We start from the raw sequence: 14,783 nt of genomic DNA on the forward strand, positions 1-14,783 counted from the left end.
ACAGACCCAAGACGGAATCCAGCCCATGGCAGCCCTGAGCAATGAGGTGAAAGCCTTTATCGTTCAGGCCCTGGCCTGCTTCGATACGCCCTCGCAGGTGTCGGCCGCCGTCCGAGAGGAATTCGGCGTTGAGGTGACGCGGCAGAAGTGCGAATCCTATGACCCTACCAAACGCGCCGGGCGCGATCTGGCGAAGCGTTGGGTGACGCTGTTCGAAGACACCCGCAAGCGATTCCGCGAGGAGACCGCCGACATACCGATCGCCAACCGAGCGTTTCGCTTGCGGGCGCTGGGCAGAATCGTCGAGAAGGCTGAGAACATGCGCAACCTGCCACTGGCGCTGCAGGTGCTCGAGCAGGCGGCGAAAGAGGCGGGCGACATGTTCGTCAACCGGCAGAAGAAAGCCGATGCTGACGAACAGACCGTGGTCCCGACTTCGGTGGCGGTTCATGTGATTGACGCGAGGAAGCAGGATGCCGAGCCTGAATGTCCCCCAGGCTGAATTTCTCCAGCTGCAGAACAAGTTCAGGGGGTTTGTTGCAGGCTTTGGTTCTGGCAAGACGTGGGTGGGCTGTGCAGCCCTCTGCAAGCACGTCTGGGAATGGCCCGGCATCAACTCGGGGTACTTCGCGCCCACCTATCCGCAGATCCGCGACATTTTCTTCCCCACGATCGAGGAAGTCGCCTACGACTGGGGCCTGCGGGTCCGGACGAAAGAAAGCGACAAAGAGGTCGATTTCTACAGCGGCCGGCAGTACCGCAGCACGACGATCTGCCGGTCGATGGAGAAACCGCAAACCATCGTCGGCTTCAAGATCGGTCATGCGTTGGTCGACGAGCTGGACGTGCTGCCATCGCTCAAAGCACAGCATGCCTGGCGCAAGATCATCGCGCGGATGCGTTACAAGGTCGCCGGCCTGAAGAACGGCGTCGACGTGACGACGACTCCCGAGGGGTTCAAGTTCGTCTTTCAGCAGTTCGTGAAGCAGCTCCGCGAGAAGCCAGCGCTGGCCGCCATGTATGGGCTGGTGCAGGCCAGCACGTTCGACAATGAGTTGAACCTGCCGGACGACTACATCCCCTCGCTGATGGAGTCATACCCCGAGCAGTTGATCCGCGCTTATCTGAATGGCCAGTTCGTCAACCTGACGTCGGGATCGATCTACCACGCGTATGACCGCAAGCTGAACCAGTGCTTTGACACTGTCCAGCCAGGCGAGCCGTTGTTTATCGGGATGGATTTCAACGTCGGGAAGATGGCTGCCATCACCCATGTGAAGCGTGATCAAGGATTGCCCAGGGCAGTCGACGAGCTGATCGATGGCTACGACACGCCGGACATGGTCCGCCGCATCAAGGAGCGCTACTGGCGACACAACGGAACGAACTTCGAAAAGAGCTGCGAAATCCGCATCTATCCGGACGCGTCCGGCGACTCTCGTAAGTCGGTGAACGCCAGCATGACCGACATCGCCATGCTCAAGCAGGCAGGCTTCGTGGTCATCGCCCCGGCGGCTAACCCGCCGGTCAAGGACCGGATCAACGCCATGAACGCCATGTTCTGCAACGCGCAGGGCGAGCGTCGGTACCTGGTCAACCCGTTCAGGTGCCCGACATACGCTGATGGCCTGGAGCAACAGATCTGGGCGCCCAATGGTGAGCCGGACAAGACTCAGGGCAACGACCACGCCAACGACGGCGGCGGTTATTTCATCCATCGCGAGTACCCGATCATCAAGCCGGTCACCGCAATCAAAATGGGATACGCCCGATGAGCAACGACGTCTCCTTCAAGCGGCCCGAGTACGTGGCAGTGCTGGACCGCTGGGCGACTGTCCGCGAAGTCTGCGCCGGTCAGCACAGGGTTGTGTCCCGGCTGCCGTACATCAATGCGCATGACAAATCGCCGGAGAACCAAGATCGGAACAAGGCGTATCGCGAGCGGGCAGTGTTCAAGAACGCCACCGGTCATACCCGCAATGGTTTGCTCGGCTTGGCGTTTCACAAAGACCCAACGCTGACGGTGCCCAAAAAGCTCGAGTACTTGCAGGACAACGCCAACGGCTCCGGTGTGAGCATTTACCAGCACTCGCAGGGCACGCTGGAGAAAGTGCTCGAGGCGGGGCGACACGGGCTGTACGTCGACTACCACCAGGACGATGGCATCAGTGGTCACTCGGTGATCCTGTCCTACTGCGCCGAAGACATCATCAACTGGCGCACCGGCATGGTGAATGGCCACAGCGTGCTGACCATGGTGGTTCTGCGCGAAGCGCCCGAGGTCGCTGACGGATTCGGCTGCAAGACCATTGAGCAGTACCGTGAGCTGGCGCTGGAGGAGGACGGCTTTGTTTGTCGTGTGTGGCGCCGGTCAGGGCCCAAGGGCGGTGGGCCGTTGGCAATCGTTCAGCAGTTCAAGCCTGAGGGCGTGACGGGTCGGCTACGGGAGATCCCGTTCACCTTTGTTGGCGCCCAGAACAACGACCCGAGCGTCGATGAGTCACCGCTCTACGACATCGCGATGATCAACCTTGGCCATTACCGGAACAGCGCCGATTACGAAGACAGCGTGTTCTGGTGTGGCCAGGCCCAGCCATGGATCGCCGGGCTGGATGAGCAATGGCGCGACTGGATGGAAAAGAACGGCATTTATGTCGGTTCCCGAGCGCCGATGATGCTGCCTGCGGGCGGTGAGTTCGGTTATGCGCAGCCGCTGCCAAACACGTTGGTCAAGGAGGCCATGGCCGACAAAAACCAGATGATGATCGAGCTCGGTGCGCGGATGGTCGTGGCATCCCTGGCTGCAAAAACAGCGACCGAAGCACGCGGCGATCATTCTGCGTCGACGTCCGTCCTGGCCGGGTGCGTGGCGAACGTCAGCGAGGCTTATACCCAGGCCTTGACGTGGTGCCGCGCCTACATGGGCGTCTCTGAGCGGCAGGTCGCCTATCAGATCAACCAGGAATTCGTGGAGCTCACAGCCGAGCCACAGATGATCGCCGCGCTGGTCAACCTCTGGCAGAGCGGAGGAATCGCGAAAGCTGACCTTCGAACCTACCTGCGCAAACTCGGGCTGATAGCACCTGAGCGCACGGATCTGCAGATTGACAGTGAGTTGCAAGAGCAGGGTGACGGCTTGGCACTTGATGACGAGGACTGAGCCGATGACGGTAGAACAGGCGATCTATGACGCCACTATTCGGCACGCAGTCTTTCTCGAAAAGCTCAAAGCTGGGGAGGTGGGCAAGTTCGTCCCATTCCTCAAGGAAATCGATCGGTCCATCCGTGACCGGCTCGCCCGGTCGGACCTGACCGAGTACAACGCAAAGCGACTGGAGGCGCTGCTTGAAGAGGTCGACAGCTTGCTGTTGGGCATCTTCGATCGCTACGGCGCCCAGTTGAACCTCGACCTGGTCGACATCGCCCTCTACGAGGCACAGTTTGAAGTCGTCAGCCTGAACCGAGCGGTTCCCGTCGGCGTTTCGATCGAAGTAGGGATGCCGACAGCTGCCAGCATCCGGGCAGCAGTGCTGACCAGTCCGTTAAGCGTGCGCGGGACAGCCGGCGGCAAGCTGCTGACGTCGTTCATCAAAGGCTGGACCCGTGCGGAGCGCGAGCGCGTCACCGGTGCCATTCGGCAGGGGTTCTTCGAAGGTCAGACAAACTTCCAGATCATCCGCAACATTCGCGGCACAGCCGGAGCCGGGTACAAAGACGGCATTCTGGCGACGACCCAACGCAACGCCAGCACCATCGTGCACACGGCGATTCAGCATGTGTCATCGCAGGCACGCATGGAGGTGGCCAAGGCTAATACCGACGTGGTGACCGAGGTTCAAATGGTCGCCACGCTGGACAGCAAAACCAGCCAGCTATGCCGGTCGATGGATAAGCGTCGATTTGCAGTCAACGCCGGGCCGCGACCACCGTTTCATCCGAATTGCAGGACGACGTTCATTTTGCTGACCACACTCAGTGAGATGTTCGCGAGCGGGGCCACGCGAGCATCGGTGGGGGCCGCCGGACCTGGACAGGCCAGTGCCGGTCTCGACTACTACCACTGGCTCCAGCTGCAGCCAGCGGCGTTCCAGGACGTTGCGATTGGCCCTGTCCGGGCGAAGCTGTTCCGGGACGGTGGGTTGAGTGTGAAGCGGTTTGCTGAGCTGCAGCTGGATCGAAACTTTCAACCACTGACCTTGAAGCAAATGAAGGCTTTAGAGCCATTGGCGTTTGAACAAGCGGGCATCAGCTAATCCGTCCCCGTGACCTCAAGGATGTCGAGTGCTTACTACTAAGAATGGATTTCCAGCAGGATCTTTGCCTTGGAGCACGATCCGTTGCTGCTCTTGCGAGATGATTTTCAACTCATCAGAGCTGCCAGGTAGGTAGTGGGTGTTCAAGTCTGGAAGGGAAATCCCGGTAAGCTTTTCCAGCAAGGGAATCGGCATGTCGAATTCGCCGCTCTTGTACCTTCCGGGCTCTGTACGTAAACCAGTCAATGTGAAGGTCAGGAATTCTTCGCTAGCTGTCCAGGTACCTACGCCGCGTGCAAGCACTATTGCAGAAAAGGGTTTGCCAGCTGCATCGCCAGAGAATTCAAATGTTCCGTTTACGTTGTAGTTACCATTTCGAAAATATTCAGTGACACCATCGAAAGTGAACGTCCCACCTGGGACCGGATATTGATAGTTGCTCTCCCAACGCCCCAGGAACGCTGGATTCCGTTCAGGACCTGAGGGATGAATGACTCCGTAGATTGTTGCGATGCTTGCGATAAGAGCGATGAGACCGGCTGCTTTGACATAACCCTTACGAGCGTAGCGTTTGATCGTTTCCAGCTTCATTTGTGAGAACTACTCCATTAGTTGTGTTGGCAGATTGACTTCATTCTACCCAGATCAATACACACCAGCAGCCAGCAGGGTGAATACTCATTTCCTCCAAGCCTCGCTTTCGCGGGGTTTTTTAATGCCCGCGAAGCGGGCAATCCAGACCCAAGGGGTGCACAAACGTGGCGGAAGAAAACGAAATCGACCTGGAAGACCCGGCAATCAAGGCCGCAATCGCGACTGCTGTTGAAGCTTCAGTTTCTGGACTGAAAAGCAAAAACACGGAGCTGCTGGGCAAACTTAAGGACAGCACTACCAAGCTGACTCACTTCGAAACCCAATTCGAAGGCATCGACATCGATGCTGTGAAGGGGTTGCTCGCCAAGGCTGGCGAAGACGAGGAGACCAAGCTGCTGACAGAAGGGAAAATCGATGAAGTCTTCGACAAGCGCACCGAGCGCCTGCGTGGATCGTTCGAGAAGCAGCTGGCCGAAGAAAGGACGCGGGCTGAAAAGTCCGAGGCGTTCGCCAACAAGTTCCGGGACAAGGTCCTAGGTGACTCCATTCGCGCCGCTGCAATCAAGGCGGGCGCATTGCCCGAAGCTACGGACGATCTGATTCTGCGGGCCAGAGGGCAGTTCACTTTGAATGAAGACGGAGAAGCGGTTGCCGTCGACCAGGATGGCCAGGCCATTCTCGGCAAGGACGGCAAGACACCTTTGACTCCTCTCGAATGGGCGGAGTCCTTGCGCGAAAGCGCACCTCATCTGTGGCCCAGGGCCTCAGGCACATATGCCCCGGGCGGGGGTAGCGGCAAGGCTGCATTCAAGCGCTCCGAAATGACCGCTGAGCAAAAGCGCGACTACCAGCGCAAGCACGGCCAAACCGCATACCTGCAATTGCCCAAGTGAGGGGATTGACCCATGGCTACAACCGTTAACAGCGACCTGATCATCTACAACGATGAGGCGCAGACCGCTTACCTGGAACGGGTCCAGGACAACCTGGACGTGTTCAACGCATCGTCCAACGGCGCGATGGTGCTGGACAACGAACTCGTGGAAGGCGATTTCCGCAAACGCGCGCTCTACAAGCTCAACGGCTCCCTTGAGCATCGCGACGTCAACTCCGATGGCAAGGTGGCCGCTAAGAAGATTACTGCCAGCGAAGCGGTGGGCGTGAAGGCGCCATGGAAATACGGCCCGTACCAGACCACGGAAGAGGCGTTCAAACGCCGTGGTCGGCCGGTGGAAGAGTTCTCGCAGATTGTCGGCGCCGATGTAGCCGACGCCACCCTTGAAGGGTTCATTCACTACGCGACCGCCGCGTTGCGTGCGGCCATTGGCTCCAACGCTGCCATGGTCGTAGAAGCCAACATCGAGACGGATGGCAAGAAGACCCTCACCCGCGGCATGCGCAAATTTGGTGACAAGTTCGGGCGTATCGCACTGTGGGTCATGCACTCGAGCGCCTATTTCGACATCGTCGATGAGGCCATCACCAGCAAGATCTACGAAGAGGCCGGTGTGGTGATCTATGGCGGCTTGCCGGGCACCTTGGGCAAACCTGTTCTGGTGACGGATACCGCGCCGGCGGACGTGATCTTCGGTCTGCTGCCCAACGCCGTGTCGATCACTGAATCCCAGGCGCCGGGCTTTCGCTCTTACGAGGTCAACGACGAGGAAAACCTGAGCATCGGCTACCGCGCAGAAGGCACGGTGAACATCGATGTACTGGGCTACAGCTGGAAGGCCGACACCGGCGGCGCCAACCCGACGCTGGCCGCCGTCGGTTCTGCTGCGAACTGGACCAAGCATGCCGGCAGCAACAAGGTGACGGCGGGCGTGATGATCAAGCTGGTGGCGCCTCCACCGGTAGAAGGGGGCGGTGGCGGCGAGGGCGAGGGTGGTGCAGGCGCTGGCGCAGGCGGTGGTGAAGAGTCTGACGGCGAATAACGCTTGGGATCATGGCGCGGCGCGAAGTGAGCGCCTTGGAGAGCAACATGGAACTGATTTACACCAACCAGCTCGATGGATTCGACTCGGGCAAGCGCTATCGCAACCCTGATCTGTTTCGCTCGGTTGAGCGTGGCGTGAGCAAAGTCGTGATCATTGGCGATTACCCGGAAATTGAAGTGGCCTATGCGGCTGCCGACGTTGAGGTGGAAGTACAGAGCCGCAAGGTTCCGGTCACATCCGCTCCAGGTAAACGAAAGACAAGGGGCAAGCGCACCGGGACCAAGGAAAGGACGACCACAGCGCCCGCGCAAGGGGATGCCAATGACCCCAAGCCGAAGCTCAGCGTCTGAACCAGAGGGATTAACCATGCTCATCATCGAGAACGGTAGCGCAAAGCCAGAGGCTGAAAGCTACGCCAGCGCCGACGACTTCGCCGAGTACGCAGTGAAATTTGGCGTGACGGTTCCAGCTGACGTAGGCGCTCAGGAAGCTTTGCTGCGCCGCGCGGCGCTGGCGATGGATGGGATGCAATGGAAGGGCCGCAAGACTTCACCCGACCAGGCACTTGCCTGGCCCCGGCATGGCGTGGCGCTCGCCGGGGAGACCAGGCCCGACCATTACCTCCCCGCGCGGATTCGCTATGGCCAGATGGCATTGGCAGCCGAAATTCATACCGATGACGTTGACCCGATCGAGCAGCGCAAAGGAGCAGTGACTCGCGAGCGCGTGGAAGGCGTTGTCGACCTCGAATACGCCGTCATTCCCGGCACGAGTAAACGGCACCTGCCTGCAGCGCCAGACAGGCCCAGCGCGACGCAATTCGCCGATTACCTCTGCCGGCGCGCGCTCTTTGCGGTGAGGGCATGACCCATGAACGAGCTCTACGACCGCGCGGCTGCCGCCACGCTGAGATTGCTCGCGCAGTTCGGTCAACCGGTCTTGCTGCGTGAAGTGCAGAAGGGGGCCTACGATCCATCCACCGGCAAGACGGGCCCGGACACAGTGACGGAGCAGGTAGCGCAGGGGGTTTTGCTTGATTTCACCGGCCTGGAGTTCCAGGCCAACAGCCTGATCCGGGTAGGTGACAAAAAACTGAAGATCGCGGCGAGTGGGCTGGTGAGCGCCCCAACGTTGCTCAGTACAGTGATCGTGCAGGGCAAGTCCTGGTCCATCGTTCCACCACTCAAAGAGGTCAATCCGGCCGGTACCCCACTGCTGTACGAGTTGCAGGTGCGATCGTGAGTCGCGCGGGGGCCGGGCAGTCCGGCAGCTTCGCCTTGAGCCTTGCCCAGTTCGGGGAGGGGGCGAAGGAGGCTATCAACGCCAGCATGCGCGAGATCATCATCGAGCTTGGCAGCAGCGTTATTCGGATGTCGCCGGTGGGTAATCCTGAGATTTGGGCAGCGAACATCAAGCATCGAGAGGCCAACGTTCGCGCGGCCGATGACTACGACTTCAAAGTCGCCGTGCGCAATACCTTGATCAATCTGGATGACAGCAACTTCACCAGGTCCGGCAAATTGCGCAGGGGCGTGAAGTACGCCAAGCCGCTGACCAAGGCCGAGCGCGTCCAGAACTTCAACGTGAACGGCCTGGTGGCCGGGCAGGGCTACATCGGGGGCCGGTTCCGCGGCAACTGGATGTTCAGCATCGGCAGCCCCGATACCAGCACCACGGAAGAGGTCGACCCGAGCGGCAGCAAGTCCACCGCGCGCATCGTCGGCGGCGCGATCGAGTTCAAGGCAGGCGACACGGCATTTATCACCAACTCACTGCCCTACGCCATCCCTTTGGAATTTGGACATTCTCAGCAATCGCCATCCGGGATGGTGAGGGTGACGATTGCAAGATTTCAGCAAATCGTCCTGGACGCCATCAGGAAGCATCAACTATGAGCCACAAGATCATTCGCCAGCTGTTCGAGACGCGCCTGGCAAGCTGGGCGGGCGAGCGCAATCTGCGCATCGCTTACGAAGGCGTCGGATTCGAATCCGTTGCGGACGAGACGTACCTGCGAATATTCACCCTCCCGGCCGGCACCAACACCCAAACACTGAAAGGAGAGGATCGGGTTTATACCGGGGTCATCCAGATCAGCATCGTCAGCCCATCAGGCAACGGTACCGGCGACGCCGAAGGGCTCGTCGACGAACTTGAGGAGTTGTTTCCGGCCTTTCTGCGGCTCAGGGAAGGCGACTTTGAGGTGCTGGTACTGACGCCAGTCGAGCCCGGTCCGCCGATCACCGACAACACTACGCTCACGGTGTCTGCGTCCTTCCAATATCGCGCTGACCACGCATAAGTCCACCGGTCAACGCCTGAACCCCGCCAAGCGCGGGGTTTGTCATTTCTGCGATGAGGTAACCCCAATGGCTTTTACACTACCCAACGGCGCGGTCATGTCGATTGCGGCGAATTTTGGCCCTGTCACACCGGTGACCGCTGTCAGCAACGCCAACCCGGCGGTGGCCACCGCCGAGGCCCATGACCTGGTCATAGGTAACGTCGTAGTGGTCACATCTGGCTGGACCCGCCTGAACGATAAAGTGGCGCGCATTGCAAAGGCCGATGAGGGCACGTTCGAGCTGTTGGGCATCGATACCTCTAGAGAGGCCGTCTATACACCAGGCGCGGGTGCGGGCTCGGTACGTGCGGTCAGCGCATGGGCTCAACTCAGTCAGATTACCGAGGTGGCAACGAGCGGCGGCGATCAGCAATTCACGACCTTCGGCTTTCTTGAGGAGGATGATGATCGGCAGATGCCGACCACCAAGTCGCCGATCAGCATGACCATCACGGTCGCTGATGATCCTGCCCAGGCCTATGTTCCCGTCTGTGAGGCCGCTGACGAGGCCAAGGAGACGCGGGTGGTGCGTCTGATCCTGCCAAACGGGTCGGTGATCTATTACAACGCTTACATATCGATTTCCGCCACGCCAACGCTCTCGCGCAACAACGTCATGACCCGCGCCATCACCCTGTCGCTGGCTTCACGTCCGACGCGCTATCAGGTGGTGTGACCCATGGCGACCAGATTCAAGATTGCCCAGAACCCCACGTTCAAAGCAGACGTGGACATTCCCCGGGTCGGCGGCAGCACGATCAAGGTGCCGTTCGAGTTCAAGTACCGAGACCGAAAGGAACTGGCGAAGCTGTTCGCCGGCTGGCAGCAGGCGGCCAAGGAGGATGAGGATCGCTTTCGGAAGAACGGACACGACATCACTTTCATCGACATCACGGATGCCTCCATCGAACGGCAGATTGAGCAGGTGAGTGCGTTGGTAGTGGGCTGGGGCTTCGAAGACAAGTTCACTCCTGACGCCATTCATGCCCTGGTGGAGACCTCTGCAGGCGCCGCCGACGCCATCATCGCTGCGTACCAGAAAGCCTTCTCGGTCACTCGATTGGGAAACTGACAGCGGTCGCCCGATTGATGTACGAGCCAGGCCCTTCGGATGAGCATCTGGCGGCATTCGGCATGACCCGGGCCGATATCCCCGACGAAACGTTCGAGGTGTTGCCTGACGTCTGGCCGGCGTTTCTGACCTTCAACGCCATGTCTACCCAGTGGCGCGTTGGCATGGGCGGTGCGGTAGGCCTGGACTACGGCGCTATCAGCGCGGTGACCGCTTTTCTCGGACTCAGTAAAAAACAGACTGCACGGCTATTCCCGGACCTTCGAGTGCTGGAGGCCGAAGCGTTGCTCGTCATGAGCGAATCGAAATAGCGGAGTAATCATGTCGGGGACCATCGCACAGTTGGGTCTTGAGGTGGACTCAAGCCAGGCCGCTCAGGCCGCAACTGATCTGGACAGGCTCACCCAGGCCGGCGCGAAGGCCGAAAAAGCTGCCGATGGCGTGTCTGAAGGATTCATGCAGACCGCTGATTCAGCTGACAAGCTGACGGCAGCCCAGGCCAAGGCCGCACAGGCAACGGCGGATGCAAAGGCGCGCCTCCTGGAAGTCGCCAAGGCTTCGCTGCAGAACAGCGAGTATTACCAGCAGCTGACCACCCGCGTCGGCGAGACTAGTGTTGCCATGGAGGCTGGTCGTTCTTCGACCGCGAGCTTGGCTGCACTGCAAAGGCGTCTGCAAGAGGCATCTGATGCGCTCGTAGGGACCAATCAGCAGGGTGCAAAAGCTGCCAAGGGCGCCGCGGCAGCCGTCGGCGCGCAGAGCGAAGGCTTGCAGGCATTGTTGGGCAAAATCAATCCCGCGTTGGCAGCGCTGCAAAAGCTGGACGATCAGCAGGAAAAACTGAGTCAACATCGGAAGTTGGGGAATATCGGAGACGATGAGTTTCGGACCTACTCAGCCGATATCGACGCCGCACGCCAGAAAATTAAAGGGCTGGGCGCGGAAACGTCTAGGTTCAGCCTTGCTACTAAAAGCGCTCGTGAAAACGTTCTCGAGTTGGGGAATGCTCTCGCCGAGGGCAATTTCCGTGACGCCGCTCACAATCTGCTGGAAATCGGCACAAGTGCAGGCACATCGGCGCTGCGAGTTGCCGCGGTGCTTGCGCCATTGGCTGCTGTGGCGGCGGTCGTCGGCGTTCTTGGGGTTGGTTGGTACAGAGGCAGTCAGGAGGCCGACAACTACGAAAAAGCCCTGATCAGCACCGGCAGTGCTGCGGGCGTGACCTCGGCTCAACTCGGCGCGCTGGCACGCCAGGTCAGCGCAACGGTTGGCACGACTGGTGCTGCCGCCGAAGTGCTCGCCAAGTTGGCTGCCAACGGCAAGACTGCGGGCGAAAGTCTCGAGGGGATAACTCAGGCCGCGGTCAGTATGCAGGAGGCCGTCGGCGTGTCCATCGACGCGACCATCGGTGAGTTCGTGAAGATCGCCGACGAACCGGCGAGGGCTTCTGCGGTGCTGAACGAGCAGTACCACTATCTAACTGCATCGGTTTATTCGCAGATCGCCGCGCTGGAAGAACAGGGCGATCATGCCGGCGCCGTCAAACTTGCGACGGAGCAATATGCTGACGCGATTAATGAGCGCACGCCGAAGATTCTCGAAAATCTGAGTTTTTGGGAGCGCGGCTACAATTTCGTCGCCAACGCCGCAGACCGGCTCAGAGAGATTGGTCGTCCGGATATCGATTTCGATATTACCAAAGCTGAGCAGGACCTGGCGGGCGCGCGGGCCGGAGACATCGGCCTGTTCCAGAACAAGCAGGAGATGATCGAGTACTACACCGATCGGCTTATCTTCCTGAAGGACACCAAGGCTGCGGCTGCCGATATCGCCAAATATGATGACGATCAAGCAAAGGCGCAGCAAGACGCGATCACTGCCATGGGCAAGATCGACGTGCTCACAAAATCCTCATGGACCAACGAACAGAAGCGCGCTGAGGCCGTAAAGGAATACAAGACGTGGCTCGACGACGTCCGGAAGACCGATCCGAATGATTCACGACTGAGCCAGGCGATCGTCGACAAGAACATCGCCAAAATCAACGACAAGTTCAAGGGTCCCGAAGCCCCAGCCCATCGGATGAACCTGACTGGGTTCAATGACGCTCAGAAAAACCTCAAGTCGATTACCGATTACTACCAAAACCTCGAAAAGGAGCTTGGTTCGGCGCAAAAGGCTGGCCTGGTCTCCGCCCAGTCCTACAGCAGCCAGCGCGCGGCGATCATTGAACAGGAAAGGGGCGATGTCACCGCGGCCTATGACGCGCAGATCGCTGCATTGGAGGCGACCCGCGACAAAGCTTCCACAACCGCGCAGCAGCGCATCCAGTTGGACCAGAAAATTGCTGATGCCCGAACCCATAGGGTCAAGGCGCAGAAAGACGCTGATAGCCAGCTGGCGGTGCTGGCCACAAACGAGGAAGGCAGGTTAACGAAGCTCAAGCTCGCCAACGACGCTTATGTGCAGGCATTGAGTCAGCAACATAAAGCTCTCGAGTTGGCGGGAAGGCGGGCTGTACTGGGCGTCGGGCGCGGTGATCGGCAGAATGCACTCAACGCGGAACTGAATGCCCAGCAGGACCGGTATGCGCAGCAGTCCCTGGCCCTGACCAATCAAAAAGCCGATCTATCACGCAACATGTCGGATGAGGAATTCGCCAGCAAGTCGCAGGCCTTGGCTGACGCCAACAAGAAAGCTACCGAGCAGATCCGCCAGAACTATGCCGATGTGCAAGCGGCTCAAGGTGACTGGACCAGCGGCGCCTCGGCCGCGTGGGAAAACTATCTCGACAGCGCACGCGACGTTGCCGGTCAGAGCAAAAGCCTGTTCACCAGCGCCTTCAGCTCCATGGAAGACGCCGTGGTCAATTTCGCGCTGACGGGCAAATTGTCCTTTGCCGATTTCACCAAATCGATTCTCGCGGACATGGCACGCATTGCCACCCGCCAGGCGTCCTCTGCGCTGCTCAGTTCACTGTTCAGTGCCGGGGTGAGCTACTTCAGCGGGGCGGGCGGGTCGACCGCAGGCTCTACCCAAGCCGACTACACCGGCACCGACTTCTCAAACTGGGCGGCGGCACAGGCCAAAGGCGGCGCCTGGTCCGACGGCGTGCAAATGTTCGCCAAGGGGGGCGCGTTCGCCAACAGCGTGGTGAGTGCTCCAACCGCATTCGGTATGAGCGGCGGCCAGGTTGGCGTGATGGGGGAAGCAGGCCCGGAGGCGATCATGCCTCTTACCCGAACCAGCACCGGCGCTTTGGGTGTTCGCGCCGTGGGCGCCGGCGGTGGATCTTCGATTCAGATCAGCGCGCCGGTTAGCGTAGTTACTGAAGACAGAAGCTCGGAAGGTATGCAGCTGGACCATCAGGCCCTGCAGCAGAACATGCAGAAGCAGATGCAGGCGGCCGCGGAGAAGGCAGTCGCCGATTCATGGCGCGCCGGCGGCGTCAGCTATCGAAACACCAACAGGAGGGGCTGAGGTGGCCATCGAAACCTTTACCTGGCCGACACAAAGCGGTGACGCGCCCGATATTACCTACCGGGTGCGCTCCTCTCAGTTTGGAGATGGCTACAAGCAAATAGTCGGCGATGGGCTGAACAACAAGCGGGCGTCATACCCCATCACCTTCACCGGGCCGCGGCCCAGCGTACTTTTGCTGATGGCCTTCCTCGATCGCCATGCAGGTTCCAAGGCTTTTCTCTGGACCACGCCGCTGGGCGAACTTGGCTTGTTCACGTGCGACAAGCCGGTACCGATGCCCATCGGCGGTGGCATGTTCAAGGTCACTGCCACGTTCAACCAGGCTTTTCACCCCTGAGGGTTTTTCATGGCGTTAATCAGCGATCTGCAGGTGCTCGAGCCTGGCAGTGAAATGCTGCTGTTCGAGCTGGATGGTTCTGACTACGGAGCCGATGTTCTGAGGTTTCACGGTCACGCAATCCCGCACACCTCGGAAGAGCTGCTGGCCGCCGGTGTCAGCGCTGACCAGTTGCCCGCCAAATCAATCTGGTGGCAGGGCAACGAGTACGGCGCCTGGCCGATGCAACTCGACGGTATCCAGGCGAATGCCGACGGCACCACTGTCCGGCCGACGCTGGCCGTTGGCAACGTCAACGGGCGCATCACCGCTCTGTGCCTTGCCTTCGAGGACCTGCTCGAATTCAAGCTGACCATGCGCCATACCCTGGGCCGGTATCTGGATGCCGAGAACTTCAGCGATGGCAATTCAGATGCCGACCCCACCCAGGAGTCCATCGAAGTCTGGTACCTGGATCAGAAAACCAGCGAGGACGGCGAGACTGTGTCTTGGGAGCTGGCCAGCCCGGGTGACGTGGGCAATGAGTCGGTAGGGCGGCAGATGACCACCTTGTGTCACTGGTGCCTGACCGGCCGCTATCGAGGGCCGGATTGCGGCTACACCGGGCCCTACGTGGATAAGGACGGAAATCCCACCGATGACCCGGAACTGGATGAGTGCGACGCAACCCTCGGCCGCGGCTGCTATCCGCGGTTCGGCGAGAACAACCCCCTGCCGTTCGGCGGGTTTCCCGCTGTTTCTCTAATCGCCCGGAGTTGAT

17 protein-coding genes and 1 pseudogene are annotated in these 14,783 nt (G+C 59.8%); 17 read left to right on the forward strand and 1 reads right to left on the reverse strand.

All coding sequences use genetic code 11. The features are described 5' to 3' along the window. Positions 1-25 precede the first annotated feature (25 nt). Genes ACI2KS_RS10635 through ACI2KS_RS10650 form a run of 4 tightly spaced genes read left to right on the forward strand, consistent with a single transcriptional unit; the run spans position 26 to position 4,253 of the window. Positions 26-502 (forward strand): DUF2280 domain-containing protein, encoded by a 477-nt coding sequence (locus ACI2KS_RS10635; protein ID WP_404619850.1) that lies wholly within the window; start codon positions 26-28, stop codon positions 500-502. After that, a complete protein-coding gene (locus ACI2KS_RS10640; protein ID WP_404619852.1) occupies positions 474-1,775 on the forward strand; it encodes a terminase large subunit domain-containing protein in 1,302 nt (433 codons plus the stop codon). Before ACI2KS_RS10635 ends, ACI2KS_RS10640 begins: the two co-directional genes overlap by 29 nt. After that, positions 1,772-3,160, forward strand: coding sequence for a DUF4055 domain-containing protein (locus ACI2KS_RS10645; RefSeq protein WP_404619854.1), 1,389 nt, complete (start codon positions 1,772-1,774; stop codon positions 3,158-3,160). Before ACI2KS_RS10640 ends, ACI2KS_RS10645 begins: the two co-directional genes overlap by 4 nt. Positions 3,161-3,164: 4 nt before the next feature. Continuing rightward, positions 3,165-4,253, forward strand: a complete 1,089-nt coding sequence (locus ACI2KS_RS10650) for a minor capsid protein (protein ID WP_404619856.1) — start codon at positions 3,165-3,167, stop codon at positions 4,251-4,253. Positions 4,254-4,268: 15 nt separating this feature from the next. On the opposite strand, the gene ACI2KS_RS10655 is transcribed toward ACI2KS_RS10650, so the two are convergent. After that, complete coding sequence (locus tag ACI2KS_RS10655; RefSeq protein WP_404619858.1) at positions 4,269-4,844, reverse strand: hypothetical protein; 576 nt, start codon at positions 4,842-4,844, stop codon at positions 4,269-4,271. Between the two features lie 167 nt (positions 4,845-5,011). Between ACI2KS_RS10655 and ACI2KS_RS10660 the strand changes: the two genes are divergently transcribed. From ACI2KS_RS10660 to ACI2KS_RS10720, 13 genes and pseudogenes are all read left to right on the forward strand, one after another. After that, entirely contained in the window at positions 5,012-5,740 is a 729-nt protein-coding gene (locus tag ACI2KS_RS10660; RefSeq protein ID WP_404619860.1) for a hypothetical protein, read from the forward strand. A gap of 12 nt (positions 5,741-5,752) precedes the next feature. Further along, positions 5,753-6,712, forward strand: a pseudogene (locus ACI2KS_RS10665) (major capsid protein); the annotation flags it as partial. Positions 6,713-6,831: 119 nt separating this feature from the next. Beyond that, entirely contained in the window at positions 6,832-7,137 is a 306-nt protein-coding gene (locus ACI2KS_RS10670) for a hypothetical protein (RefSeq protein ID WP_404619862.1), read from the forward strand. 16 nt (positions 7,138-7,153) lie between these two features. Continuing rightward, entirely contained in the window at positions 7,154-7,654 is a 501-nt protein-coding gene (locus ACI2KS_RS10675; RefSeq protein WP_404619864.1) for a DnaT-like ssDNA-binding protein, read from the forward strand. A 3-nt stretch (positions 7,655-7,657) separates the two neighbouring features. Then, complete coding sequence (locus ACI2KS_RS10680; RefSeq protein WP_404619866.1) at positions 7,658-8,029, forward strand: hypothetical protein; 372 nt, start codon at positions 7,658-7,660, stop codon at positions 8,027-8,029. Beyond that, positions 8,026-8,682: a hypothetical protein gene (locus ACI2KS_RS10685; protein WP_404619868.1), complete on the forward strand. Its 657-nt coding sequence runs from the start codon at positions 8,026-8,028 to the stop codon at positions 8,680-8,682. Before ACI2KS_RS10680 ends, ACI2KS_RS10685 begins: the two co-directional genes overlap by 4 nt. Continuing rightward, positions 8,679-9,089 (forward strand): phage tail terminator-like protein, encoded by a 411-nt coding sequence (locus ACI2KS_RS10690; RefSeq protein ID WP_404619870.1) that lies wholly within the window; start codon positions 8,679-8,681, stop codon positions 9,087-9,089. The genes ACI2KS_RS10685 and ACI2KS_RS10690 overlap by 4 nt, the downstream gene beginning before the upstream one ends. A gap of 67 nt (positions 9,090-9,156) precedes the next feature. Beyond that, on the forward strand, positions 9,157-9,807 hold the full coding sequence (locus ACI2KS_RS10695) for a phage tail protein (protein ID WP_404619872.1): 651 nt from the start codon (positions 9,157-9,159) through the stop codon (positions 9,805-9,807). A gap of 3 nt (positions 9,808-9,810) precedes the next feature. Next, positions 9,811-10,203 (forward strand): phage tail assembly chaperone, encoded by a 393-nt coding sequence (locus ACI2KS_RS10700; protein ID WP_404619874.1) that lies wholly within the window; start codon positions 9,811-9,813, stop codon positions 10,201-10,203. Between the two features lie 17 nt (positions 10,204-10,220). Continuing rightward, positions 10,221-10,514, forward strand: coding sequence for a DUF1799 domain-containing protein (locus ACI2KS_RS10705; RefSeq protein ID WP_404619876.1), 294 nt, complete (start codon positions 10,221-10,223; stop codon positions 10,512-10,514). 10 nt (positions 10,515-10,524) lie between these two features. After that, positions 10,525-13,683, forward strand: coding sequence for a phage tail tape measure protein (locus ACI2KS_RS10710; protein WP_404619878.1), 3,159 nt, complete (start codon positions 10,525-10,527; stop codon positions 13,681-13,683). Position 13,684: 1 nt separating this feature from the next. After that, on the forward strand, positions 13,685-14,023 hold the full coding sequence (locus tag ACI2KS_RS10715) for a phage tail protein (RefSeq protein WP_404619880.1): 339 nt from the start codon (positions 13,685-13,687) through the stop codon (positions 14,021-14,023). Positions 14,024-14,032: 9 nt separating this feature from the next. Beyond that, positions 14,033-14,782: a phage minor tail protein L gene (locus tag ACI2KS_RS10720; protein ID WP_404619882.1), complete on the forward strand. Its 750-nt coding sequence runs from the start codon at positions 14,033-14,035 to the stop codon at positions 14,780-14,782. Position 14,783: the final 1 nt, after the last annotated feature.

Source organism: Pseudomonas sp. NPDC087358, from assembly GCF_044900785.1.
In the GTDB taxonomy this organism is placed as follows: Bacteria; Pseudomonadota; Gammaproteobacteria; order Pseudomonadales; family Pseudomonadaceae; genus Aquipseudomonas.